Raw genomic sequence first — 26,071 nt, forward strand, 5'->3', positions numbered from 1 at the left:
GAAACCGGAGCCGATTCGAGCGACCCAGCCGGCTCGCAGTCGCTACTGACTCCGGTTTGAGCGCGGCTCGCGGCCGACCCGTTTCCGTTTCGTTTTGGTGTGGTGAACCTGCGACTCAGTCCGCAAATTCGACCCGAAATCCTACATGAGATAGAATAACGGAAAGAGGACCACCCAGACGATATCGACGAAGTGCCAGTAGATGCCGAAGTACTCCACCGGCCGGTGATCCTCGAGATAGGCACCGAGCGTCACGATGCGGTAGATCATGAACCCCGCGATGAGGAGGCCGAGGATCACGTGGAACGCGTGGAGGCCGGTCGTCACGAAGTAAATCGAGTACTGGAGTTCGGAGAACCAATAGATCCCGTGGGCGAACTCTTGTCCCCACTCGTACCCCTTGATACTGAGGAACGTAAGCCCGAGCAGTACCGTCCCTCCCAATGCGGCCAGTAATCCGCGTTCGTTTTTTCTCCCGGCCATCTCCAGTGCGAGGACGACAGTAAAGCTCGAGGTGAGCAGGATGTAGGTGTTGAGCAGCCCGATAGTTGCGGAGGGCGGGACCGTTTCGAACTCGTTCCAGCCGGCGTGTAGCCGCATAAAGATATACGCCCCGATGACAGCGCCGAAGACGAGAACGTCCGATGCGATGAAGAACCAGACGCCGAGTTTCGTCGTCCCGATGCCCTCGACCGGCCATCGTTCGGCAATAGCCATCTCGGGCGCGTCGAACTGCTCGCGTCCGTATTCGAAGAGCGTGTATCCCAAGATCCCGATACCAACGAGTACGAGCACTGGATGGATGAAGTCCGGCGAGCCGATTTCGGAAATATCTGCGCCGCGCGCGGTGGCGAAATCGACGACCCACGGCGTGAGCCCCGAGACTCCGAGGAACGTCACGAACATCCCCGCTCCGATTCCGAACGGCCAAATGCTTCCGTGATCGGCGTGCTCCGACTCGAGCGAGTCGGCCTGTTCGACCGCGCCGCCGTCAGATACTGTGCCGCCGTCCGATGTAGTCGTTGTATCGTCGACGAACTCGAGGGACCCACTGCTGTAACTGGGTCGGTTCGGCCAGTTTTCGAGCGGCGGCGGAGAGGTCGTCGCCCACTCCGCTGTCCGCGAGAACGTCCACGGATTGCCGGGCGCATCCGGACCGGTGAGCAGGCTTTTACCGAGCGTGTAGAAGATGATGAGATAGGACGCACCGAGGATCAGTGCCCCCACGGTCGCCACTCGATGATAGACCGTAAACGCCGTATTAAATTCGAAGACGCGCCGTGGCGTCTCCCACACGAGAAACATCGGGAAGTAGAGTACGTTAAAACCGATAAAGTAGACTACGAAGCTAAGTTTTCCTAGCGTTTCGTCGTACATCTTTCCGGTGATCTTCGGCCACCAGTAGAAGATTCCGCCGATCAGCGCGGTAATTCCGGCGACCATCACGTAGTGAAAGTGAGCAACAACCCAGTAGGTTCCCCGGAACTGGTAATCGAGTACGACCGCACCGAGGAAGACCCCCGTAATCCCTCCGAGGATGAACAGGACTAGTGCACCGAGATTAAACAGGAACGGCGTCGTAAACCGAACTCGTCCCTTGATCATCGTATAAATGAGTGAGAAGACGATCAAGTCGAACGGGAGTGAGATCCCAATACTCGTCGCCATATACAGCGTCTTGATTTCGAGGTTGATCGTCGTCAGAAACATGTGGTGCATCCAGACCAGGAAGGACTGGACGGCCACCAGGACCATCGCGATGATGATCCATTTCCGTCCGACGAGGCGACGCCCGGTGAACGTCTGAAACGTTTCGAGCATGATGCCCAATGCAGGGAAGAAGACGATATACACCTCCGGATGGCCGAAAAACCAGAATAGATGTGCCCATAATAGGCTCGATCCCTGGTTCGTCGCGAAGTATTGGGTGAGGAAAATACGGTCGCTAATCAAGAGCAAGAGTGCAGCAAGCAGTGATGCAAAGGCGAACAGCATCATCCATACGGTCAGTAGCGTCGCCCACGTGAACAGCGGCATATTCCACAATCCCATTCCTTCGGCGCGGCACCGATGAATAGTTGTAAGAAAGTTCACTGATCCGAGCGTGACCGACATAACGAACAGCGTCAGCGCGAGGACCGCTGCGGTCCCGCCCGCAGTCATCTCCTGGGCCGGATTGTAAATCGGTACATTGAGCGGTGCGTACATATACCACCCGCTGGACCACGTTGCATCCTGAAAGAACGAGAGAATGAGCAGTAGTGCCGAAAACGCATAAAACCAGTAACTCAGCGCGTTCAACCGTGGAAACGCAAGGTCCTGAGTACCGATCTGCAACGGGACGACGTAGTTTGCGAACGCGATACCGAGGGGGGAGATAACCCAGAAGATCATCACGAGCCCGTGGACGGACACCGCCTGATTAAACTGGGTTGGATCAAGCAGACCGATCCCGCCCGATTCCCACATCTGGATGCGGAATAGTATCGCGAGCACGCCGCCGACGACGATCAAGAACAAGGACGTTATGAGGTAGAGAATCCCGATATCTTTGTGGTTGGTCGTGACCAGCCATCGCTTGATGGTCGTCCGCGGCGGGAGTTCACTCATCGACACCCCCTCGCTCGGCTCTCATTCCGGTGCCCCTCCCAGCGGTTCGCTTTGGACCACACACGAGCACGGGTCATCACCAACATACCCGCGATAGAGAGCCATATAACACCCCGTTGGGCACTCAAGGATGGCACAGTCGGCGCTTCGAAACTGCCGTCACTCGGCGGCAAAACAAGGCATTCGAACTGCTACAGGATCCGTTGTAGTGAGCCTGAGTGGGGGTGCTCGGGATATCCTTTTTCCGTTGACAGTGGTGGCAATGGCTCACGAGCAAGCGGTCAAGTCGACGCTTGGTCATAGTGATATTGATGGACAGCTTCGTGAGTGGATGCTGCTAAATATTACTGCTACGCCATCAGATGGAGAGCGTGAGACGCTTGCCGTAGTCGACACTACTGGACCAGATNCGTGAGTGGATGCTGCTAAATATTACTGCTACGCCATCAGATGGAGAGCGTGAGACGCTTGCCGTAGTCGACACTACTGGACCAGATGTGTCAGTCCCCACACTTACAAATCAGCGAGAGACAGCTAAGAGTTCGGTCACACGGCACGTAAACACATTAGGGGCCGACGGATTACTAACATCACAGATGAAGGACCGAACCAAGCACGTTTCAATCACACTCGCGGGTCGACTCTCTCTCTTGCGAGGACTGAGTTAGAATAGGATTACCATCCCAAACTAATTTCTTAATAAATTCACCGGGAACGAAGCCCGTGATCCGACGGGTCGGCGGATCGATCAGTCGTCGTCGTGTCCGTGGTCGTCGTCTTCCTCGTGATCATGGTCGTGATCGTGGTCCTCGTCGTCATGATCGTGATTNGTGATTCTCATCACCATGTTCGTCGTAGTCCGAAGACACGCCCTCGACCGGGCGCCCATCGATCACGACAATCTCGTTGGGGTCGAAGTCGAACTCGCCGGTGGTGATCACATCGCCCTCGTTCAGATCCACCAGGTGGATCTCCTGGCTGTTCGGGTCAGTGACGTAAAGGTGATCACCATTGGCGCGGATAGCCGGGCGGGGCTCCTGCCACTCCTCGGGCTCAGTCCACTCATCGATCACATCGATGTGCTCGAGGTCCTCGCCCGTCTCCGGGTCGATGATGTGGAGCTGACCGTCCTCGGTGAGCACGAGGGCCTCCCCGTCAGGTCCGCGCTGGAGGTTGCGGAAGTTGTAGGGAGAGCCCACGTCGGTTGTGGTGATCTCGCCGGTCTTAGCGTTGANGCACGAGGGCCTCCCCGTCAGGTCCGCGCTGGAGGTTGCGGAAGTTGTAGGGAGAGCCCACGTCGGTTGTGGTGATCTCGCCGGTCTTAGCGTTGATCAGGGCCACCTCGGTCATCGGCTCCTCGGCCTCCTCGTCCGTGCGGTAGTCGCCCAGAAAGATGGGAGAGCCCTCAGAGGGGAAGAGGTTGCCGATGCGGGAGAATTCCTCACCGGTATCGTGCTTCTCGAAGCTGTCGCCGTCCCAAACCAGGACCCCGTCCTCACAGCCGACTGCAATGATGCCGTCTGGCCCTGCAGCTTCGCCGTGGACGCCGGGGCAGTCCTCATTGCGGTCCACTTCCTCGCCGTCAGCGTCCAGGAAGCGAGCGCCGGAACGGTCCTCGAGCGTTTCCAATCGCGAACCGTCCTCGAGCACCACAGCGACNCTTCCTCGCCGTCAGCGTCCAGGAAGCGAGCGCCGGAACGGTCCTCGAGCGTTTCCAATCGCGAACCGTCCTCGAGCACCACAGCGACGCCATGGTGGGGGCCCTCAGTTTCGAAGCTTTCGGTCTTGATACTGTCTGCCTCGACGTCGAGGTCGGCAAGATCCAGGGAGTGGTACTCACCCGTACCGTCGAAGAATAGGGTACCGATGCCGTCATGAGAGACCACGTGACCTGGAGTGTCCCCATCAACCGTCACATCTGAGAGGTATGGGTCGGTGGTGTAGTAGTGGTTGTGGTCACCGTGGGGCTCTCCCCACGTGCCGACGTCCAGGAGGCGGAAGCTGCTGCCCTCCGTGAGGAAGGCGTGCCGGCCATCCCCGGCCTCATTGATGCGGACGAACCCCTCGGCGTCGAATTCATCGAGCACCTCCAGGCTGTCGCCGTCAAGCACAGCGACACCGCCGTCATAGGTGACGGCTACGCGCGGCTCGGCTCCTCCGACTTCGTTCTGCTCCCGCTCAGAAGGGTCAATGTCGTCCTCNCCGCCGTCATAGGTGACGGCTACGCGCGGCTCGGCTCCTCCGACTTCGTTCTGCTCCCGCTCAGAAGGGTCAATGTCGTCCTCACCCTCGTCCTCGGGTTCGTCCTCGTCGTCCCCCTCCTCGCCGCCGTCGGTACAGCCGGCGACCGCCGCGGCGACCATCACTCCCCCACTCAGCTTCAACAGTTCTCGGCGTGTACGTGCCATATCTCCCACAAACGGGAACGGGGACAAAAGCATTATCATCTACACCACAGTAATTAATAAAATGTCGTATCGTACTAGTCGGTGTTAATAATCTACGAGGGGGCGGTGGTGACCGGGTGCTCCTCGGCGTCCGCGAGGCACGCCTCCGACGTTCCCGCGCCCGCCCAGACCGTGTCGAACTGCCCTAGAATGGGGTCGAACAGCACGGGTACGTCGGAATCGTGGCAGATCGGCGGGACGCCGCCGATCGACCAGCCGAGCAGCTCTTTGATCCGGTCAGCGTCGGCCATTCCGACCGAGTCGGCACCCATCGCCTCGGCGACCCGGTCCTCGTCGACGCGGTTCGCACCGCTGGTGACGACCATGACGGGCTCGCCATCGGCCTCGAAGACGAGACTGCTTGCGATCTGGGAGACGAGACTGCTCGCGATCTGGGCGACGTCACAGCCGACGGCGGCGGCGGCCGCGGCTGCCGTCTTCGTCCCCTCCGAGAACTCTTCGATCTCGATTCCCAGTCCGTACTCCTCGGCCACGCGCTCGCGGAACTCGGCCGCGCGTGGGTGCATGTCGCCGGCTGCGTGGCACGCGGGCAAAAGCGTGCTCACTCGCCGGTCGGGGTCTCGGCGCGAAACTGCTCGACGTAATCCGTGTGGTCCTACATCTGTATATTCGCGACTACTCATTCCACACCGGTTTCGATATGGACAGAACTCACACTCTCACTCGAACTCCGGTTTCTGCGGTGGGAACCTCAGTACCTCATAAAGCATCGCCGGTTAGCCTGACCTAAGCCACCTGTTCTGTTGTGATGGTTCTATTGAATCCACGGACGGCATCGGGGTAAGTCGTCAGAACGATTGAGGTGAAGCGGAAGAGGCGTCTTTGTGCAGAAGATTTTCTTCCGCTTCGTCAAACGGGCTGTCTCGATAGCACGAAAACGTATTGATGCAGCAGTGATGCAGACCTGCCATCCTGCCGGCAACGGAGTTGCCGGCTGGAAGCACGCCGTCTTGCACTTTCTTCGGGTTCACATGGAAGCGACACTCGTCGAAGTCCTCGATTGGGCCGAGGAGATGGAGCGGTCCGAGCCGCGCTCGAGAACGAGCGCGGCGAGTTCCCTGGTCCATCCGCACTGTGCAAGTCGTTTGATCGAGCACCGATGCGGATCTGGAGAGAGCTGCTCCGGCTCTCGTCGGAGCTGCTCGATCAGTCCGGTCACGCCGCCATCGACGCCACCTATTTCGACCGCCAACAGGCGTCGAACCACTACCTCAAACGGTGCGACCGAGACGTACGGACGATACAGGCGACGTTTCTCGTCGATACCGCGCAGGGCGCGGTGATCGACGTACACTGTAGTGCGAAATGGCCAAACGGGACGAAGATTGGCCCGTAGGTCGTCCGGCGGAACGCCGGCGACCTGCTCGCACTCGCCGCTGACAAAGGCTATGACGATATGAGATTCCGCGAAGAACTCCGTTCTNGCGGAACGCCGGCGACCTGCTCGCACTCGCCGCTGACAAAGGCTATGACGATATGAGATTCCGCGAAGAACTCCGTTCTGACGGCGTGAAACCGCTGATTAAACACCACATCTTCGCACCCTACGATCACGCGCACAACGTGCGGATTGACGACGATCTCTACAACGAGCGGTCGATCTGTGAGACCGTGAACTCGGTGATCAAGCGCTCGTACGACTCTGCCGTCCGAGCGCGAGCATGGTACCGTCAGTTTCGTGAGATCGCTCTCACTGCTGCCGTTTACAACGTCGAACAAGCCGTCAAACAGTGAAACCCCCTGCCCTCTGCGGATTCAATGAAGTCCTTCGAGGGGAATAGTTTTATTCGGTTTTATTTCACGAGATACCTGCTCCATTTATTGGCTGTGGTTGATGCTTTCTGGTGATTTAACACAGATCGCTGGTGATGAAATGCCCATCTTCTTGCCGATCAACGGTAGATATAAGTCGTTACCGTTCAACAATTAGAACGGAAGCCATTAAATGGACACGAAAGTGTCCCGGATGTTGCACCATCCGAGACGTGGCTTCCAAACCCGTCGGGGTTTGCAAGCATGTTTGCGTACATTCTCACGGGATATAAACATCCCGAACGACTGATGCATCGCACTATTCAAGCAGTAACACAACTCTCCTGCGGTATTGAAGGGTCTCTGAGGTATCACTCAGTATGACCGACGGTACCGGTCCCGAGTACAGTACGAACACGGCAGGTGGGACCGAGAAGAGTCGCAATGACACTGTCAGTACCGATGCTGCTCGGACAGCAGTGACGTTCGAAACGAACGACTCGGCGGACGGTGATCAGGGATCTCAGCTGGAACACGACACCGTCGATGACAGACGGGTACCCACTGACGGCCTTCACGAAGCACTCCGTAACGCCGAACGTGACCTCAGAGAGATCGACGAACAACTCCCCAGTCCACTGACGTTCAACGACTCGCTCACTGAACTCCGCGCCACCGCAGACGCGTACGCTCGGCTCGAGCCTTCCCACTGCAACAGCGGGGACTAGGTCACCGGAATAGCGCAGGTGCTCATCGGCGGTAAACCCCTGTCTTTCTCGGGGGTTATGTTCACTTTTGCACTTCTGCAGACGGACGACTGACCCTGAACATGCGCCGCACAAACGCAGTATTGTGAGGATCAAAGAGAACCTGTAGGGCCTTGTGACGGATGAGGCTAGTATCGATAACCGACCACAGGATCGGATATCTGCGAGCGCACGCAGAACCGCTCGCACCGAAAGATGAAGCGACCATCACCTGCTGGCTGTCTCGTCTCGAAGGCACAGACCAGTTATCCAGGGAGCAAGACCGAGTTCAGTCGACAATGAAACACACGAACCGAACGACTAACGGATTATCGGTCGTAACGACCGAATATGGACAGACGCGAGATCCGTGAGGCGCGTGCGGGCCTCGACGGACTATCGCTGGAGGCGGCGGTCACTGTCGTCGACGAGCCGGCGGAGTCAGACACGATCCGTGAGACGCTTGCTATCGTCGCCGAGGACGGTATTATCCGCCGAACAGCCGTTGACGATGCACTGGCGACCGCTTCGAAAGTAGTAACGACCGCAGAGACGCGCACAGAACTGGCGGCCACCTCGCTCGAACATGTCCGCGACACCGCCGAACCTGTTTCGGATTTAGATCTCGTCACGAACCGTCTCAACCCCTTTGAGACGCGTCTAGAGATCATCGAGGATCGAACGACCGATCTCGGAGATCGCATTCAGATAATCATCAATCACAAGAACGATGGCGATCTCTACGACCTCGCCCGGGAAATCCGGCGGGTTACAGCTACAGCCAATGAAATCCAGCGCGCCGCCGACAACCTTCAGCTCGAACTAGAGACCTTCGAAGAGTGGCTCGAAGACCCCGACCACCGGGTCGCAGAACTCGTTGACGATATCGATGCATTCGAGCAGTCGCTAGACGAACTCGACAGCGTCGCCACCGATCTGGCAGCCGACGATACTGAACTCGAGGACGACGCTGCGGTTGTGTGGGTACAGGGGACGATCCAACACCGCGTTACTGCACTAATGGTAGATGACATACAATATGAGCTGGCAACGCTCCGAGAGTGGGCTGATCGTGAGGGGGCCGATCGACCGGCGGGCGTCGACCAGCGACTCGACGACCTGGAGACGCATCACGATGCGCTGGGCGAGCGGTTCGCCAACTGTGCCGAGTCTCCGTGGTACGAGCGCTTTGGTGACCGGGTGGAAGATATCGACGATGCGCTGGGCGAGATGGAGCCACCAGTTGCGTGGAATGAAGTCGAGGCTGTCATCAAGGAGCACCAACCCAGTGGCGAGTAGCGACGCTATCGCCGGCGACAGTGGGAAGGAAAACCGATGACAGAAGGAGCAGCCAACTGACAGCGACTGGAAGTCTGGGATAGCTGTTAGCGCGTCAAGCTCGGTTGTCAAGATTCTCAGCACGGATCGCGGCCTGAACGGCGATCCTGGCGATAGCGTGGCCGTGATCGGCGGTCCTGCGGAGGTGGTCGAGTGCGCTGGTCAGCGCGACCGCCGCGGGAACGGACTCCACGCGCGAGCCGTCGAACAGCGTCTGTTCGAGCGTATCGACCGCCGTGACGGCATCGTCGCGGTACTTTATCGCCTCGTGAGCCGTACTAACACCGTCTTCGTCCTCGAGGATAGCGGCCACCGCAGTATCAACGGCGTTTCTGGCGTCTTCGGCAGCCGAACGTACGTCCCCAGCGATCTCTTCGGAGAGCGGTTCAGGAAGTTTCTCGGCGATGCGGGCGATCCGGACTGCCCGGTTGGCGACGGCGCTGAGCCGGTGTGCGGTTGCGTAGTAGTCGAACAGGTCCGGCCGCGAAACGCCCAGTCGGTCGAGTTCATCGAGCGAAATTAGCGACCGCGAGAAGTGTCGGGTAATCAACTGTGCAAAGCGGGCGACCCTGTCGGCGCGCTCATCGACGTGAGCGCGGGCGTCGTCGGCGTTGACAAACGCCACTGTCGCGTCTTCGTGTAACAACAGCGCGGCGTACTGGATTTGGACAAGCGATTGGCAAATCGAGACGTTCGAGGGGTCCATGAGGTGCTTGACCGTGATTTCTGTCTCGGACTCGGCAAGGACGTCCGTTCCGACTAAGTTTCGCACCGCCGACCGCGCACCTCGGCGTCCAGCGTCGGTGAACAACTGTCTCGGTGTCAGCGTTACGGTTTCGAAGCCGCCCGTGTGGGCCATCTGGATTGCCCGTCGGATCCTTTTAGGATCGTCACCGTCAACCTCGACGGTCGCCTCGGCCAGTTGTTCGACATCCTCGGCCGAGGAACGGATGACGATCGATCCGTCGAGATGGGTATACAGTTGCAGTTCCATGCCCGGCTCCAGCCGGTGCTCAGTCACCCATTTCTTGGGAATCGAGACAGTATGGGTATAGCCGCCGGCCTCCTGTAGTTTTCTCGTTTCCATAGATGTCGTCATATCCTCGGCAACACGAGTTGGATCATCAGTATCAGTATCAGTAGATCAATTCTGGGTCATTCTCAACCATGTAATGGGTACGCGCGGCGATGTTGACGGCATGGTCGCCGATCCGCTCCAAGTCACGAATCGTCAGCAGCACCCGCGAGACATCGTCCAGTAATTGTTCGACACCCCAGGCGCTAGCCTCGCGGGCGATGAGTTCGCGTACGACCGCCTCGCTGGCGCGCTGACACAGCGCATCGATTTCGTCGTCGCGGGTGTTGATCGTCCGACAGGCGTCGGTGTCGTCCGCGACGTAGGCATCGATAGCTGCCTGGACTTGATTGTGAACTTCATCGCCGATCCTGTGAATATCGATCTTGGAGAACGCTCCTGACGCATCGGCCAGCGCATAGCGAGCGAGGTTTGTCGCCAGGTCGCCGATCCGTTCGAGGTCGGTGAGGATCTTGAAGGAGGCGGCGACGAACCGCAAGTCCGAGGCGACGGGCTGCTGGAGTGCTAGTAACTGTATGCAGTCGCCCTCGAGGTCGAGGTACCGTTCGTTGACGGCCCCATCGGTGTCGATCACCTCGTGGGCTACCATCTCATCGCCGTCTTCGAGCGATGTTAGTGCTCGCCGGAGCTGGGTCAGTACCGTCTTGGCCATCGATTCGACGCCGTCACGTAACTCGGTGAGCGACTCACGGTAGTCCTCTCGAGCCATGCGTATTATCCGAATTTCCCGCTGATATAGTCCTCAACGCGCTGGCTTTCAGGATCCTCGAAAATCTTTTCGGTGTTGTCGTACTCGACGAGTTCACCACCGGTCAGGAAGACTGCCGTCTGATCAGAGACTCGGGCGGCTTGTTGCATGCTGTGAGTGACGACGACGACCGTGTAGTCTTGTGCGAGGTCTTCGATGAGATCCTCGATCTTCGAGGTAGCGATCGGGTCGAGCGCTGAGGCTGGCTCGTCCATCAGGATGATTTCTGGATCGACTGCTAGACACCGGGCGATACAGAGCCGCTGTTGCTGGCCGCCCGACAGACCTAGCGCGTTGTCTTCCAGTCGGTCACTGACCTCTTCCCAAAGCGCGGCTCGCTCGAGTGAGCGCTTGACGAGTTCCTCCTCGCTCTCGGGATCGGCGCGACCGGTCAGCCGTGCGAGTAATCCTGTCTCGATATCACCGTGTTTTCGCGGCCCGTAGGAGACGTTCGCTCGAATCGATTTCGGGAAGGGATTCGGGCTCTGGAATACCATACCCACGCGCTTGCGTAACTCGACGAGGTCGATCCCATCCTGGTAGATGTCCTCACTGTCGAGTTCGACCGTCCCGTTGATGCTGGCGCTCCGGATGCGGTCGTTCATCCGATTGAGACAGCGCAGGAACGTCGACTTGCCACAACCAGACGGTCCGATGAGTGCTGTCACGCTCTGTTCGGGGATATCCATTGAGACATCCTTCAGGGCGTGGTCGTCACCGTAGTAGACGTCCAGATTCTTGATTGCGAGTTTCGTCTCGCCGCCGGTATCGTAGTCGACCCACTCCGAACGTGTTTCCTCGGCGGTTTCGCCGTCGGTCGTCGATATCGTCTGTTCGGCTGTACGGTTCATCTCATCAGTCGCGTCGATAGGGTCTGTTTGACTCATTGGTGGAGTTTCTTTCTGAAGTAGTATCGCGTTGCGATACCGATCGCATAGAACACCAACACGACGAGCAACAGTGTCAGTGCCAGTCCCCACGCAAACTGCTGGGGAGCCTCGATGTTTCCGCTGAGCCCCGCCGTGATCAATGCATACAACTGGTAGGGCAGCGCGCTAGTTGCCTCGAGTAGTGACGGGTTGGTGACGAAGGGTGGCGAGGCGCTCAACTGGAAGCCGCCGAGGACGCTGGGAGCGGCTGACTTACCGGGCAACACCCCCCCGCCGGTCGTCAGCAGGATGGGTGCCGTTTCCCCGGCGATGCGGCCGACCCCCAAGATGACGCCTGTCGTAATCCCTGGGACCGCCGCGGGCAGGACAACACTGCGGATTGTTTTCCACTTAGAGACGCCCAGCGCAGCGCTGGCGTCGCGGTACTCGTCGGGGACTGCCAGAATCGCCTCGCGGCTCGTGATCAGCACTAGCGGCAACAGCATGAACCCGAGCGTCAGCATGCCAGCGATCAGCGACTTGTTGTTGCCAAAGCGAGGAATGAGGAAGGCAGCGCCGAAGAGCCCGAAGACGATGCTGGGCGTGCTCCAGAGACCGTTTGTTGCGACTTCGACGACCTGTGTGAACCGGCCCTGCTCGGCATACTCGCTGAGGAATACCGCTGCGCCAACACCGGTCGGGACCGCGAAAAGGACGGCACCGATGACCAACCAGACCGTGCCGACCAGTGCGGGAAACACACCTGCAACGTCGGCCAGCAACGACGCACCGTTAGTCAGGAACGGCCAGCTGATCACTTGTTCGCCACCGATAGAGAAACCATGGAACAAGCCAGGTGACCCTTTGACCACGACGAATGCAACAAGTCCAACCAGAACTGCAAGAATCGAAAGGACAATCAAGTATATTAAGACGTACGCGCCGACGTTGCGCCCGCGGGTACCGAATCCGCCGTAGGCCTTGGCGGCCGCCCAGCCGGTTAGAAGCGATGCAAACATCACGACGACTGGGACGGCGGTGTCACCGAACAGCGTCGCGTTGTAGCTGACGAGCACCCACTCCCAACCGGGGCCGATGACGCCGATTGTGAGCGCCACTCCGCCGAGGACGGCCACGCTCCCGGCTGGCAGTGTCGATCCAATATCTTCGCGGGGGAACGCAGTCACAGCAAATGCGACCGCCCCTGCGACCAGTCCGACGGCCATCCAACTGACCGTTCCGAGACCGATCGCGCCAGCGACGAGCGCACCGATCGCGAACCAGACGCCCGTGAACGCGATCGCGGCGACGATGCCTGCACTGGGTTGAGGACGGGTATCAACGTAGTCCAGCCGTGAGGCGAGACCGAAGCTGATGATTCCCACTCCGAGCGAGAGCAGCACGATTCCCATCGCTGTCGATAACTGGACGCCTGCGACGGGGGTGGTGATTTCGAGGACATCGACAAGCGTACCCAATCCGACAGCAAACATCACTCCGGAGAGGCCGATTGCGGTGGCGGCAGCACCCTCATAGCTGCTGCGCCCTTCTCGAACGAGTGCGGTTTCGGTCGTACGGCTCATCACTCGGCCCCCCCAAGGCGTCGACGCATACGCGCCTCGATGTACTGCGAAGCGATACTGAGGCACAATACGGTCACGAACAGGACGATGCCTGCAGCGAAGAGAGCACTTTCGTGGACGCCAGTGGAAGAGCCGTAGCCTCGAGCGATCAGCGACGTAAGCGTCTCGTAGCCGTAGAAGACGTTGGTCACCGGGTCAGGAATTGCCTGGGTTCCTGCGAGCATTACAGTCGCTGCCATCGTCTCGCCGATGGCTCGACCGACACCGAGCAGGACGGCTGCCGAGACGCCCGAAAACGCTGCTGGGAGCGTTATTGATGTCATCGACTGCCAATCCGTCGCGCCGAGAGCGAGCGCTCCATCCTTCATCGAGTCGGGGACGCTTGTCAGTGCGTCTTCAGCGACAGAGACGACCGTCGGTAGCGCCATCAACCCGACAACTAACCCAACGAACAGGTACGTCGACCCGCCGTTGAGTGCGAACTCCGTGCTCGTCCACGGGTTGATTACCGTAAAGCCGATGAAACCGTAGACGATCGAGGGAATGCCCGCGAGTATCTCGATACCGGGTTTGACGAGTTCTCGAACGGTTGGCGGCGCGATTTCGGCGATGAACAGCGCCGCTGCGACTCCTAATGGGGCCGCCACGAGGGTCGCAATAGCCGTCACCATTACAGTTCCGTGGATCATCGGCAGCAGCGAGTAGCGAACGGGTTCAGTGACCGCATCCCATCGCGTTTGGGTGAACATCCCCAGTCCAGGCACAGAGACGCCGAAGACGGTCGCACTCTCGTACTGGAACGCCGGAATTGCCTCGTAGAAGATGAAAACGACAATCAGTCCCAGTGTGACGATAGTCACGGTCGTCATGGCGAACGTGACAGTCCGTGCAATGAGGGCCTGATGTCGAATCCAACCGTAGCCGGTCGAAACGAGAAACGTGGCGAAGGGAATGGCTGTCCACGATGACGCCAACAGAAACCCCCCGAATGCGGTCAGAAGCGACCCGATCGACAGGATGACTATCGCGAGCGCAGCCGGCTCCGTCTCGGTGACGAACTCTCGAGTCCGCTGAAGCCGCTGCTCAACATGTTTCCTCCAATCCTGAATCCCCAAACCAGTGTGTGAACTCATAGTATCATAGTATTTGTGTATATTGCCGTGAATCGTGCCAAAACGGTCGGTTAGCTTACTCCTGATCGGGGAGTTTTTCCTTTTCAGCTTCCAGATCGGCGGTCGGCAACGTGATGTAGTTCTGATCTTCGACGAATAACTGCTGGCCGAATTCGGTCAGGAACATGTTGAGGAACGCGGCTTCACGCTTGTCCGTCCCGTCGGGAGTGTCGTCGGTGATCCGAGTGTACATATGCAGGTCGCGGTTTAACGGGTACTCAGCGTCGAAGATGGTATTCTCGGCGTCGGGATCTGGCTCGTAGACCGTTCCATCAAAGTCGATGGCAATTGCCTGAATGCCCGACCCTGAGAACGCCAGTGCCATGTAGCCGATCGCGTTGTCGTTGTCCTGAAGGACTTGCTGAACCTGCTGGTTCTGTCCGCGGCGAGTATCAACATCCATCTCCGCCTCAGCGTCGCCGAGCATGTTCATTCGGAAAGTGGTGTCAGTCCCCGATCCTTCGGCGCGACCGACCACATAGATTTCCTGATCGGGGCCGCCGACCTCGCTCCAGTTAGATATCTCTCCCTGGTAGATTCCCCGAATCTCTTCGCCAGTGAGCTGCTCGACGCCACTATCGTACACCTCCTGACTGACGAAAACGGGCTGACCGTCGCGGCCAACGACGTGATCGACGTAGTTCTCGTCGCGCTCCTCCTCGCTGATATCGAGCTCTGCGGTGATCGGTCCCGAGGAGTTACCGATGTCGACGAGGCCGTCGCGGACGGCCTCACAGCCAGTTCCGGAGTGGCTCAATGCGACCTGCGTGCTGAACGGCGGGTTCGACCGTTCGCCGGTCTCCTCGAAGCCGTACAGACCCGCGAAATAGTCCGCAATGTTCTTATCGGTCTCGATCTGATCCCATCCGGGAACCGACGACTCGTCATTCGCCCCCCAGTACTCGCCGTCGTCCGGCGGCGAGTTGGAGTTCCAGTAGGAACTACCGGTGTTTGATATGGGATACACCGTCGACGATCCCTCGGCGGTCAGTGTGTCTGAAGACTCAGAGTCGGAGTCCCCGCTACCGAGACATCCAGCCACTCCAGCTGCTCCCACGCTAGCAGATGCAAGCAGGTATTTTCGTCGTGATACCCAGTCAGCCTGGCGCTCCGCATCCCGTGACATCACCTGATCCGAAGCATGAGTATAGTAAACCGGTTTATAATAGTGATATAGCCGGATATCTATTTCTCCGTGACAATAGTTGGTAATACTATCTCTGGATAGGGGTATGTTCGGCTATATATTGACATAGAGAAGAAGATACTGCTATAAAGAGAAATGGGTCGTGGTGAATCGCCATACAGCCTTGGATTTGCCTAGCTCACAGCACGCTTGATGTTGTAGACGGCACACATCAGGATGAGTTCACGGAACTCTCGATACCAGCTTCGCGCACGCATGGCGTCGCCGAGCGTGCGCTTGATTACGGAGGAGATGGTCTCAGACAGAGCCCTCTGGCCATAGAGAGTCCCATCGGAGTCGAACGCGACTGCGTCAACGGTATCGGGATCGAACGGCATCACGTTGGTATCCGCTTCGAATGCGGAAATAGCTACACCCGACAGAGATATCATCTAGACACGATAATGTTCAAAAGTATAATGAGTAACACTCGACAAGCAGACGAATTGAGCGGATCTCCCGCACAAACGGGCTGGCGTAATAGGGTGCGTGCGCTTGTAATCGGTCTTGGATTGGTCGTCGCCGCCCTCCTGATCGGAACGGTTCTTTCGATCCCCCTATTTGCGCTGGGTGGGACCAGTCTCGCTGCGCTCACCGCAGCAATCATTCTGTCGGAAGCGGGCTACGCCATCGCCGGATGGCTCTACTTCCGACGATGGGTCAGTGAGTCGGTGCCGATAACGCTGCCGACACCGCGACAGGGAGTGTGGATGATTGCCAGCACACTTCTTATGCTCGGGATTGCAACCGGAGTTAGTGCACTCGGCACCGTGTTCGACGTTCAACTCGGCCGTTTGGATCAGGATCTCATAGCGGGCAAGCCGACGATGATGCTCGTGATGGCAGCACTGTCGTTCGTGCTCATCGCGCCAGCGGAGGAGTACCTGTTCCGCGGTGTGATTCAGCAACGACTGATGCGGAGTATGCGACCCAGTGCTGCCATCGTCGCCACTGCATTTCTGTTCGTTATTCCCCACGCCATCGGCTATCTCGGCAGGGCAGAGGGTGTGCTCCTTCTCAGCACCGTCCCGTTCTCTCTCGCGGTCGTAATGGGTGTTCTCTACGAACGAGTCAATAACCTGTCCGTCCCGATCCTTGCTCATGCCTGCTACAACGCGATCTTGTTCCTCACAGCGTACGTTACTGGGTTTTGAGACAATCTACTCCGGAGGCCGACATAGTGTTCACACGACCGACAGCACGCGCGTAAATTGATTCTCTCCGACGGTCACGAAGAGAAATGACGGAGTACCAGTGGACTTCGTGGGAAGTGTCCCCTCAATCTCTGGATAATCGCTCAGGCAGGCCGTATCTCGTACTGGAGTTTGACGGTTCCGTTCCCGTATCTGATGTGAGATGTTCGAACGAAGGTAAAGTCACTACGAGACTGAGGGTACCGAGATTGGACTCGCACTCTGGAACGGATTATCGAACGCCACAAAAACGAGACGACGATCCTATCTGCCCGGTCCTTGACAGTCGACGGATCGATCGTGTTTACGTCCCGTTCAATTGTTCCCATCAGTCGTTGGCCTCCGCTACGCTCAAGTCAGGATTTCTGCCGACACAGGGACGCCGGACTTGAGCCAATCTTCTACGTCCAGCGCGGCCATGCTGCCCATACCGGCAGCAGTAACAGCTTGCTGGTAGTCGGGGCTCCACTGTTCGAATCCCACGTTCAGCGCATATGCATCGTCGTCGGTCTGGTAGACGATCTCTCGATGCTGGAGTGGATCGAGGGCGCGATGCACGGTACTCCTGTGGTCGGCGCGGCGTGCGAGATCCGTTGCGGCACGTGAGATCTCGAGATAGTAGAGGACGCGAAGCGTCGCGCCCGATAAAACGTCCGAGAGTTCATTCATGACCTCGCTGAAGACACTCGCCAGATCCAGATAGCGGACCTACATAAACAATCATTCTTTTGAGGTGTTGCATAAAATTGTGTAAACATGGGCACTGGTGAATCACGAGACGGCGACAACCCGGGGTGAGAAACTACGTCGACCAGATGTCTCTCTGGAGAGTGCACTAAAACTCGCCTTCCGGTAGCACAGAATGATTCAAGAAGATTCGTCACCTACCCTTCCTATCACCAGCTAATGGCGTCCAAAAATTCTTCTGAAATTCCTGAGGACACGTACGTAGAGCTCATCGAAGCGACGATTTCAGCAGTATACGAGACCGGGTATGCCGACCTCGGTGTGCGGGACATCGACGCTAAATTCAGCAAGAGCCGCCAACTCATCCACCATTATTTCGACGGGAAAGACGAACTGATCACCGAATTGCTAGTATACCTTCTTAGCGATGAACACGAGGAGATCGCGAGTTCGATGGACGCCGATCCATTGACGAAGCTCAACGCTGAACTCGACAATATTTTGCTGAGTACGTACATGGACGACGACGAGTTCTGGAAGGTCTTCACGGTCGTCTACGAAATCCAGTCCCAGGCCCACCACGACGCAGAGCACCAGCGGCTTCTCAACGAACTCACCGATGAGTACGTCGCCCACCTGAGCGAAATTCTTCAAGACGGAATCGATGAGGGAATCTTCGATGACGTAGACCCGCAACAGATAGCGATGCTGATTAACGATCTCATCGCCGGTGCTCACATTCGAAAGATCCACCTCGGGCAAGACGAGGCACCTGGCAATGCGCGCGAGACGATCGACCAACTCATCGTTTCTCGCTTGTTGGTCAATTCGCCGACGGACACCATGTCGGGAACGTGATCCGCTGTCCGTGTGGGTTTGCTACTCGTTTGACGGTATAACTCACGGCAACAACCGAGTAGCTGTTGTGATCGTACCGGTTCCGGCTAGCCGACATCGTGGGTGTCATAGACGTCTTCCTGCAGTGTTGATCTCACTCTCTTTTATGGTGTACCGGCCGCTGAGTAGGCCTGCGAGTACAACGACTGTTCAAGTTCGCGCGTGATAGTTCACTACGTTAGGCCCCACACCACACCGAGAAAGATACCGAGAACCATACCAAATGGAATCCCTATCGTGATATCACCCAGTGCGAGTCCAAGAGCGGCTCCTAGTAGCGGTCCGAACGCAATCCCCAGAGCCATCTTATTCGAATCTATTTGGTCGTCTTCTTCGTCAAACACGTGCTGTCTTTGGACTTTCGGTGAGATAAACCCAGAGATCTAGTGGCATGTGAGTTCCCTAGCAGTACCGCAGTCTCTCAAGATAATCCGCGGCGAGAAGCGGTCATTCGTTACCCGCGTGTGGGAATCGGATGGTGGAGATCGTACTGAAAACCGGTGTGAGAGTTCAAATCGAAGGGACACTCGGGACGCTTGGACAGCTAACAAGTCGCATTAACTATCAGACAGATCTCTAATTGCGACTGTTTCAAACGGTTGCATAGCAAAGAAGTCACGTTAATCACTCGATAGTGTTATGACTGGTATTTGTGCGTACTCGTGTAGTTATGTGGAAAAGACGTTCGGTGCTGGCGACTGGTGCAGCGCTATCGGCCGGGACCGGACTCGCTTCGGTGGGGGCTGGTGCCGCCGAGACTGATACCGACGAGCTTCCGGATCCCGATCGCGATCCGGGACCGAACGAGGACTGGTCGTCACACCGAGGCGACCCCGGTCACGCCAGATACATCGCGGACGGCCACGAGTTCAGCGGCGGTGAACTCGAGGCCGCGTGGTCCGTCNCGACCCCGGTCACGCCAGATACATCGCGGACGGCCACGAGTTCAGCGGCGGTGAACTCGAGGCCGCGTGGTCCGTCGAGGGTGCGGGCGCGGGTTCCGTTGCCGTCGACGACGAGACGGTCTACACGCCGACCGACGATGGCGTCGTCGCTCTCGATGCGACGGACGGCACCGTCGTCTGGGAGAATACGGATATCGACGCGGGAACGCCGTCGGTCGCCGGCGAGAGCGTCTATCTCAGCGGTACCGAGGTCGTCGCGCTCGACCGGACCGACGGGAGCGTTCGCTGGGAGAGCGAGTTCGATCCCGAAGAGGAGATCGTCTGGCAGACGGTCGCCTACGGCGGCGTGTACGCCGTCGCCGACGGGACGCTGTACGCACTCGAGGCCGACGACGGCTCGGTTCGGTGGGAGAAGGAGTCGATCACCGCTGCGCCGTTCGGTAACGAGGAGGACGAGTACGAGTTCGTGACGCCGCCTGCCGCGGCAAACGGCGTGATCTACAGCGTCACGGGTGCCGGTCCGATCGCTCTCGAGCCCGAGACAGGTACCGAAGTCTGGCAGGAAGGAACCTACATTGGCCCCCGTGTCAATACCATCTACGCAACGTCGGCAGCGGTCGGTTACGACGCCGGTGCCGAGGTGGGGTGGCCGTTGTACGATGCCCAAACTGGCGAGTCTATAGCCATAGGCGACGGGATGAGCGAAATGGCGTTCGGCGAGGAGATCCATGTCGGCAGCGCCACCAACAAGGGGTACTCCGGCGGTTCGATCCGCGGCGACGAATACAGTTGGGATCTCGACGTTACGTACACCTACGGGCAACCCGTCATCAGCGGAAAAACTGTGTACGCGTATCTCACTCAGGACACGCCCAATTCCGAGGAGCGGAACTACGATGAGGTCATCGTCGCCCTGAACAAGTACGACGGGTCCGAGAAGTGGGTGCTCTCGAAGGATGATATGCCGGTCGGATCGATTCGCGCGATCAGCGGCGAGACGATCTACGTCGACCACGACGGCGAACTCGTGGCGCTTCGCGACGAAAGCGGCGGGGACGACCAGCCCGACGANGCGATCAGCGGCGAGACGATCTACGTCGACCACGACGGCGAACTCGTGGCGCTTCGCGACGAAAGCGGCGGGGACGACCAGCCCGACGAGGGTGACGAGAACGACGAGAACGACGAGACGGACGGCGAAAACGACGAAGGAGACGGATCCGATGACAGTGGCGAGAACGACGACGCGGACGGCGGAAACGGCGAGCAGGATGGATCCGACGAGAGTGGCGGAAACAACGACACGGACGGCGGAAACGGCGAGGGAGACGGATCCGACGGAGGAGACGATCACCAAGACGGCGATGACGACAGCGACACGGTGGGAGATGACGGCGACGGCGACGACGGAGCGTCTGCCGACGGCAATGATAGCGATGCCGGAACCGGAAACGGCGGCATGGAGGACACTGGAAACGAGTCGAACGCTGAAAACGAGACGGACACCGGGAACGACACTGACGACACCGTGCCCGGCTTCACGACCGGTACCGGCCTTCTCGGCGGAGCGTTCGGCCTCGAGTGGCTGCGCCGGAAGGCCGGCGCTGACGAGTCGACCAGCGTGAACGAACCGTCTGAGTAAGGGGTTTTCGGGTCGGGCAAAGTAGGGTGAGAGCGCCGAACACGTATCTGAATCCTCGCCTTTCCGATTACGATTTCACCGTGTTCGAGGACTCAGATAGTCTGTCTGTGTTCGTGAAACGTTCTCAGTCGATCACGAGCCATTTCGTCACATCGGGCCCTGTACTGACCGTTTGTCGAGTCGTCACGGGGTGATATCGGAACTGTTCTATGAACTCTGGACACTAGCAATGTATTTACCGATCGGAAAACATGGGTGTGGTATGGATGCCATTACAACGAATTCGCTTAGTCGGCGGTTTGGCGATGTGAACGCCGTTGAGTCACTGGACCTCACGGTCCAGACAGGAGAGATCTACGGATTTCTCGGACCGAATGGGGCCGGAAAGTCGACGACAATCAATATGCTCCTCGGGTTTACCCCACCGTCGACGGGATCGGGAACAGTGCTCGGCTCCGATCTCGAGCACGAATCGGTGGCCGTTCGCCAATCAATTGGTGTCCTCCCGGAGGATTTCGGGGTATACGGTCGTCTGACCGCGCGAAAGCACGTTCGCTTTGCTATCGAGACGAAGGGCGCGAACGACGATCCGGACGACCTTCTAGCGCGTGTCGAACTCGCGGACGTAGCTGACCGGACCGCCGGCGGCTTTTCAACCGGGATGAAGCAACGTCTCGCGCTGGCGATGGCGCTGGCCGGAAGTCCGGACCTCCTTATTCTGGACGAACCCTCGTCCGGTCTCGATCCGAACGGAGCCAGGGAGATGCGCGCGATCATCCGTGAGGAGAACGAACGCGGGACGACCGTCTTCTTCTCGAGTCACGTCATGGAGCAAGTAGAGGCGATCTGCGACCGTGTCGGCATTATGCGTGACGGGCGCCTAATCGCCGAGGACGCCATCGACTCGCTCAAAGACAGATTCGACGCTGATTCTCGACTCGTAGTCACGCTCGATACCGTTGCAGACGATATTGTTCCCACCTTAGAAACGATGAACGGCGTCACCGACGTCAACGTCGATGGAAACGACGTGTCGGTCGTCGTGGCCGACGCCAGCCGGAAGGCACCTGTTATCGAGGCGGTCGGAGCAAGCGGCGTGACCATCGAGGACATCCGGATTGATGATTCCTCGCTCGAGGATCTCTTCGCGACGCTCACTACCGGCGAGCGTCCGACTTCACGGCATGCAGAAGAGAACGCCGCCAATACCACTCAACTGATCAGAGAGGCGGACCAATGAGCTGGATACACGTCGCCCGGAAGGACTTTGCGGACGCGCTTCGGTCGAAGTTACTCTGGGTTCTGTCGGCCCTCATGATTTTAGTCGTCGCAGGCATTTCTGCGATTCCTCAACTGTTGTATATTCCCGGCGAGGGGCCTGCTCCGGGCTTCGACGATGGGATGAGCTTCATGTTTACATGGATGACCATGATGATCTCGCTCATCGGATTGGTCGTCGGGTATCGAGCGATCGTTGGAGAGCGCGAATCCGGCAGTATTCGATTTCTCCTCGGACTGCCGAACTCTCGACGCGACGTCGTCGTCGGTAAGGTGCTCGGCCGTGCCACTGTCGTCGCGGTGCCAACAGTGATCGGCTTTCTCGTGGGTGCGGTCGTGATCCTCGCCCTCTACGACGGCTTTGCCGTGACCGACTACATCGGCTTGCTGGTGTTCGCGCTCATCATCGGACTGGTATACGTCTCGGTTGCCGTCGCCGTCTCCGCTAGCGTCAACACACGAGCGAAAGCCGTCGGCGGCGTACTCGGAATCTACCTCATCTTTGATTTACTCTGGTGGGCGGTCCCGATGGCAATTTACTGGCTCCTTGAGCGCGAGTTACCCGGTTCGACGGATTTACCGGCGTGGTACGTCCTGGTCGAACGCCTCGGGATCTGGGAACCACTCGGGATACTTTCGGGGACGCTCGTCGACATCGCCGGCGTGGAAACCGTCTCCACGGCCGACCGACTCGCGGGCGATGTCCCGTTCTTCCTCGAGACGTGGTTCGCCTGGGTGATCGTTGTCGCATGGATCGTGATTCCACTCGGTATTGGCTACTATCGGTTCAATCGAGCGGTGATGAGCTAACTTCTCGAAAACCGTTGGAAGCCGCGCAAACTGAACGGAGAACGATCGAGAACTGGACGGAACCGACCACGTTGCTCGCCACCGCCTGTGTCACGCAGTGTCCGTCATCGGGGTACTCTGGTAGCCATCACGAGATGTGCGGCACCGTCGAGAAGGTGAGCTTCGAGACCACCAACATACCGGCTTTACAACCGTGCGCACAGAAGCAGCAGTTCAACATTCTGGTCTGTTGACGCTCCTCCAACTCTCCGCTGACCGTTACGTTTTCGGAAACGTCCGAGTGAACTGCGCTCGTTCAATCATCATCGAGTGTCTGCCGGAGCGAACTCCGTGCACAAAACTGTTGTGCGTAGGATGTGAGATCGGCCATATGGGCACTACTACTGCAACGAAGCGCCTTCCGTCACGGGTAGCATGGGTGTTGGGAAGTATTTCCCTCGTACTGGGAGTCACCGCTGCCGAGTATCTCGAAACGGGTCATGTCGGGGCAGTTGTCGGAACTGGTGTTCTGATGTTACTACTAGCGCTCGTGTATGAATCTGTGTCCTCCTGAGATACCGTCTATTTCTGGTAGAAGAGTCGTAGGAGGAGAAGTGGGCCAGTTGTTCACTCCGCGAGGCAATAGCTATTCTCGCTGAATCAGGCGTTGAACGCTCTCACGGACCCGTTTGTAAGACTCTGTTGAAATCAGCAGCGGCTAACAAATTTTGAGCGGAAGTACAGAGCACTCACCTACCGTCGCGCAGTGATAGCTACGTTGCCGTCACCAAAGTTCATTTCATGATACGTAACCAAGGGAGCGTATGGATACTCTCGAGCTTGTCTGTTCTTCGTGTGGGCGGACCTATACCGATCAGTGGCGGTGTGAGTGTGGCGGCGTCCTTGACTTCACTCACCAACCACTTCCGGCGTCCGACCGGCCAGATCCCGGTCAGTTCGATACGCGAGACGGACTCTGGTCGTTCGATATGTTCCTCCCCGTCGAGAAAGGCCCCTCTTTAGGTGAAGGGATGACGCCGCTTGTCTCGTCAACAACGTGGGATGCCGAGTACAAACTCGAATACATCTCCCCGACGGGCAGCTTCAAAGATCGAGGTGCAACCACGACGATCAGCCATGCAATCCAGTGTGGCGCAGATCGAGCCGTCGAAGATTCATCGGGGAATGCTGGGGCTGCCATCGCGACCTATGCGGCTCACGCTGGACTCGACGCGGAGATCTACGTTCCAGCATCGGTGAAAGACGCGAAACTCCAAGCAATCGAACGGGCCGGTGCAACGCCTGTTCGAATCGAAGGTGGACGCCAAGCCGTGACTAATGCATGCATCGAGGCTGTCGAATCGGGCGATGCATGGTACGCGAGTCACTCGTGGAGTCCAGCGTTCTTTGCTGGGACGGCGACGTTCGCATACGAAGTCGCACTCCAGCGTGACTGGAACGTCCCTGACGCGATCGTGATGCCACTCGGCCATGGAACGCTGTTCCTGGGCGTGTACCGTGGATTCAAGGCGTTGTCCGAAGCAGGGTGGATCGATACGGTACCACGTCTGCTCGGCGCGCAAGCCGCAGGATATGCCCCGATTGCGAGCGAACTCAACGTAGTCCCCGAGAGCGAGAACGATGTCGCAGATGGCATTCAGATCCGGGAGCCAACGCGAAAACAACAACTTCTGGATGCGATTGCTGAGACCGACGGTGATGCGATTGCGATTACGGAAGATGCGGTGCAAACGGAGTTAGATCGACTCCACGAGCACGGATTCTACACAGAACCGACATCAGCGATTGCGCCTGCGGCACTTGCGGCGTATCGAGAGCGTGGAACGCTTGAGCCAGATGCAGACGTGGTTATGCCACTCACGGAGCATGGATTAAAGACGTAACCGGACGGAACGCTCATCGATACGTTCGCATCTGTAGTGTGCGTGTGTTTCACGCTAAAATATGTCTGAGAGATATTATTTAAACAGAGACGTTTGTAATTAGGTATGGCGGCTGGCTGATAGCGACTCTGGCCTGCCGGTGCCTAGGAGAGCAGTGCTCTCGTGCGGTTCATCGGAACGCTCCGCGTTCTGAGGACGTTTCACCGTCGCGGGTCACTATTGGTGAAATCGCTGTCAAGATTAACGGTGAGTGGTCTTCCAAAGTTGAAGACGACAGTGAGTTGGACTCAGGTGTTTGTGAGAGGCGCCAGCGAAGAGTTAACACGGGACTTTTAAACACAGCACCGAGTTTCTGTGCGAAATCATGCCGATTCGGATCGAAGTCCGTATTGATGGCGACTCTTACAACCAACGATGGTGTCGAACTGTACTACGAAACACAGGGTGAGGGACCACCGCTCGTATTCGTCACTGCCTGGTCCAGCACGTTACGATTCTTCGAGAAAAACATCCCCGACCTCGCTGAAGACTACCAAGTAGTCGCATTCGATCATCGGGGCCACGGCGAATCGGAGAGACCCGGACACGGTTATCGCATCTCACGACTTGCGATGGATCTCAAAGAATTAGTAGATCACCTGGATCTCACTGATGTTACCGCAGTCGGATGGTCAATGGGAGCAGTCGTACTGTGGTCGCATCTGGAACTATTCGGCAGTGATCGCATTTCGAAACTGGTCTGTATCGATCAATCCCCAAAAGAAAATCTCGTCCCACAAGACTGGGACCAACAGCGGTGCTTCGATGTCGAAGCGTTCACGAAACTTGCGAAGGACATCGAATACGCCGAAGAAGACGTCTTCAGTCGGATGGCCGGTCGGTACGATTCCCTAACGCTCGGAGAATCAGGGTTTGTGGACGAGATGGTGAACTGCTCGAAGACGGCGAAAATCGAACTCATGCGGGATATTCTCAATCTTGATTGGCGAACATTCCTTTCCGAGATCGAAATCCCGACGCTGGTGTTCGTCGGCAGAGATAGCCGAGCAACGCCTCCGGAAGAGAGCGCGTACGTCGGCGACCAAATACCCAATGCTGAAACTGTGTTCTTCGACGACGCTGGCCATATGCTGTTCTGGGAGAACCCGGAGCAATTCAACGAAATAGTCCGAAACTTCACTAACTGAAGAGCAGGTACTTAGTCGTTA

General features: G+C 57.9%; 17 protein-coding genes and 4 pseudogenes. 10 read left to right on the forward strand and 11 right to left on the reverse strand.

Features of this window, described 5'->3' with window-relative positions; all coding sequences use genetic code 11:
* Positions 1 to 141: 141 nt before the first annotated feature.
* Positions 142 to 2,610, reverse strand: a complete 2,469-nt coding sequence (locus C480_RS17100) for a cbb3-type cytochrome c oxidase subunit I (RefSeq protein WP_006666874.1) — start codon at positions 2,608 to 2,610, stop codon at positions 142 to 144.
* A 2,500-nt stretch (positions 2,611 to 5,110) separates the two neighbouring features.
* Positions 5,111 to 5,584: a YbaK/EbsC family protein gene (locus tag C480_RS17120; protein WP_006666879.1), complete on the reverse strand. Its 474-nt coding sequence runs from the start codon at positions 5,582 to 5,584 to the stop codon at positions 5,111 to 5,113.
* Between the two features lie 318 nt (positions 5,585 to 5,902).
* Here C480_RS17120 and C480_RS17125 point away from each other — a divergent pair.
* From C480_RS17125 to C480_RS17135, 3 genes and pseudogenes are all read left to right on the forward strand, one after another.
* Positions 5,903 to 6,812 (forward strand): annotated as a pseudogene (locus tag C480_RS17125) (transposase).
* Positions 6,813 to 7,210: 398 nt separating this feature from the next.
* Positions 7,211 to 7,558: a hypothetical protein gene (locus C480_RS17130; protein ID WP_006666882.1), complete on the forward strand. Its 348-nt coding sequence runs from the start codon at positions 7,211 to 7,213 to the stop codon at positions 7,556 to 7,558.
* Positions 7,559 to 7,927: 369 nt separating this feature from the next.
* The gene (locus C480_RS17135; protein ID WP_006666883.1) at positions 7,928 to 8,875 is read left to right on the forward strand and encodes a hypothetical protein; all 948 of its coding nucleotides are present in this window, start codon (positions 7,928 to 7,930) and stop codon (positions 8,873 to 8,875) included.
* A 94-nt stretch (positions 8,876 to 8,969) separates the two neighbouring features.
* Here the strand turns inward: C480_RS17135 and C480_RS17140 are convergent, their stop codons facing one another.
* From C480_RS17140 to C480_RS17170, 7 genes and pseudogenes are all read right to left on the reverse strand, one after another.
* Positions 8,970 to 10,001 (reverse strand): phosphate signaling complex PhoU family protein, encoded by a 1,032-nt coding sequence (locus C480_RS17140; protein ID WP_006666884.1) that lies wholly within the window; start codon positions 9,999 to 10,001, stop codon positions 8,970 to 8,972.
* Positions 10,002 to 10,050: 49 nt separating this feature from the next.
* Positions 10,051 to 10,719, reverse strand: coding sequence for a phosphate signaling complex protein PhoU (gene phoU, locus C480_RS17145; protein ID WP_006666885.1), 669 nt, complete (start codon positions 10,717 to 10,719; stop codon positions 10,051 to 10,053).
* 5 nt (positions 10,720 to 10,724) lie between these two features.
* The gene (gene pstB / locus C480_RS17150) at positions 10,725 to 11,609 is read right to left on the reverse strand and encodes a phosphate ABC transporter ATP-binding protein PstB (RefSeq protein WP_006666886.1); all 885 of its coding nucleotides are present in this window, start codon (positions 11,607 to 11,609) and stop codon (positions 10,725 to 10,727) included.
* 32 nt (positions 11,610 to 11,641) lie between these two features.
* On the reverse strand, positions 11,642 to 13,210 hold the full coding sequence (pstA, locus tag C480_RS17155) for a phosphate ABC transporter permease PstA (protein WP_006666887.1): 1,569 nt from the start codon (positions 13,208 to 13,210) through the stop codon (positions 11,642 to 11,644).
* Positions 13,210 to 14,343 carry a phosphate ABC transporter permease subunit PstC gene (gene pstC / locus C480_RS17160; protein ID WP_049903879.1) on the reverse strand — a complete coding sequence of 378 codons (1,134 nt, stop codon included), beginning with the start codon at positions 14,341 to 14,343 and terminating at the stop codon, positions 13,210 to 13,212. The genes pstA and pstC overlap by 1 nt, the downstream gene beginning before the upstream one ends.
* 55 nt (positions 14,344 to 14,398) lie before the next feature.
* Positions 14,399 to 15,508, reverse strand: a complete 1,110-nt coding sequence (locus C480_RS17165; protein WP_193787811.1) for a substrate-binding domain-containing protein — start codon at positions 15,506 to 15,508, stop codon at positions 14,399 to 14,401.
* Between the two features lie 194 nt (positions 15,509 to 15,702).
* Positions 15,703 to 15,861, reverse strand: a pseudogene (locus tag C480_RS17170) (IS5/IS1182 family transposase); the annotation flags it as partial.
* 126 nt (positions 15,862 to 15,987) lie between these two features.
* On the opposite strand from C480_RS17170, the gene C480_RS17175 reads away from it, so the two are divergent.
* On the forward strand, positions 15,988 to 16,722 hold the full coding sequence (locus C480_RS17175) for a CPBP family intramembrane glutamic endopeptidase (protein WP_241433856.1): 735 nt from the start codon (positions 15,988 to 15,990) through the stop codon (positions 16,720 to 16,722).
* 501 nt (positions 16,723 to 17,223) lie between these two features.
* Here C480_RS17175 and C480_RS24780 read toward each other — a convergent pair.
* Positions 17,224 to 17,415 (reverse strand): annotated as a pseudogene (locus tag C480_RS24780) (transcriptional regulator TrmB); the annotation flags it as partial.
* A gap of 252 nt (positions 17,416 to 17,667) precedes the next feature.
* Between C480_RS24780 and C480_RS17185 the strand changes: the two are divergent.
* Positions 17,668 to 18,306 (forward strand): TetR/AcrR family transcriptional regulator, encoded by a 639-nt coding sequence (locus C480_RS17185; RefSeq protein WP_006666893.1) that lies wholly within the window; start codon positions 17,668 to 17,670, stop codon positions 18,304 to 18,306.
* Between the two features lie 212 nt (positions 18,307 to 18,518).
* Here the strand turns inward: C480_RS17185 and C480_RS23900 are convergent, their stop codons facing one another.
* Positions 18,519 to 18,689 (reverse strand): hypothetical protein, encoded by a 171-nt coding sequence (locus tag C480_RS23900; protein WP_006666894.1) that lies wholly within the window; start codon positions 18,687 to 18,689, stop codon positions 18,519 to 18,521.
* A 326-nt stretch (positions 18,690 to 19,015) separates the two neighbouring features.
* Between C480_RS23900 and C480_RS17190 the strand changes: the two are divergent.
* The 5 genes and pseudogenes from C480_RS17190 to C480_RS17210 all read left to right on the forward strand — a co-directional run bounded on the left by C480_RS17190 (position 19,016) and on the right by C480_RS17210 (position 26,050).
* Positions 19,016 to 20,892, forward strand: a pseudogene (locus C480_RS17190) (outer membrane protein assembly factor BamB family protein).
* 262 nt (positions 20,893 to 21,154) lie between these two features.
* Positions 21,155 to 22,132: an ABC transporter ATP-binding protein gene (locus C480_RS17195; protein ID WP_006666896.1), complete on the forward strand. Its 978-nt coding sequence runs from the start codon at positions 21,155 to 21,157 to the stop codon at positions 22,130 to 22,132.
* Positions 22,129 to 22,980, forward strand: a complete 852-nt coding sequence (locus tag C480_RS17200) for an ABC transporter permease subunit (protein ID WP_006666897.1) — start codon at positions 22,129 to 22,131, stop codon at positions 22,978 to 22,980. Before C480_RS17195 ends, C480_RS17200 begins: the two co-directional genes overlap by 4 nt.
* Before the next feature lie 803 nt (positions 22,981 to 23,783).
* Positions 23,784 to 24,863 (forward strand): pyridoxal-phosphate dependent enzyme, encoded by a 1,080-nt coding sequence (locus C480_RS17205; RefSeq protein WP_006666898.1) that lies wholly within the window; start codon positions 23,784 to 23,786, stop codon positions 24,861 to 24,863.
* Between the two features lie 392 nt (positions 24,864 to 25,255).
* Positions 25,256 to 26,050 carry an alpha/beta fold hydrolase gene (locus tag C480_RS17210; protein WP_006666899.1) on the forward strand — a complete coding sequence of 265 codons (795 nt, stop codon included), beginning with the start codon at positions 25,256 to 25,258 and terminating at the stop codon, positions 26,048 to 26,050.
* Positions 26,051 to 26,071 lie beyond the last annotated feature (21 nt).

It is taken from the genome of Natrialba aegyptia DSM 13077 (assembly GCF_000337535.1).
GTDB classification, from domain to species: domain Archaea; phylum Halobacteriota; class Halobacteria; order Halobacteriales; family Natrialbaceae; genus Natrialba; species Natrialba aegyptia.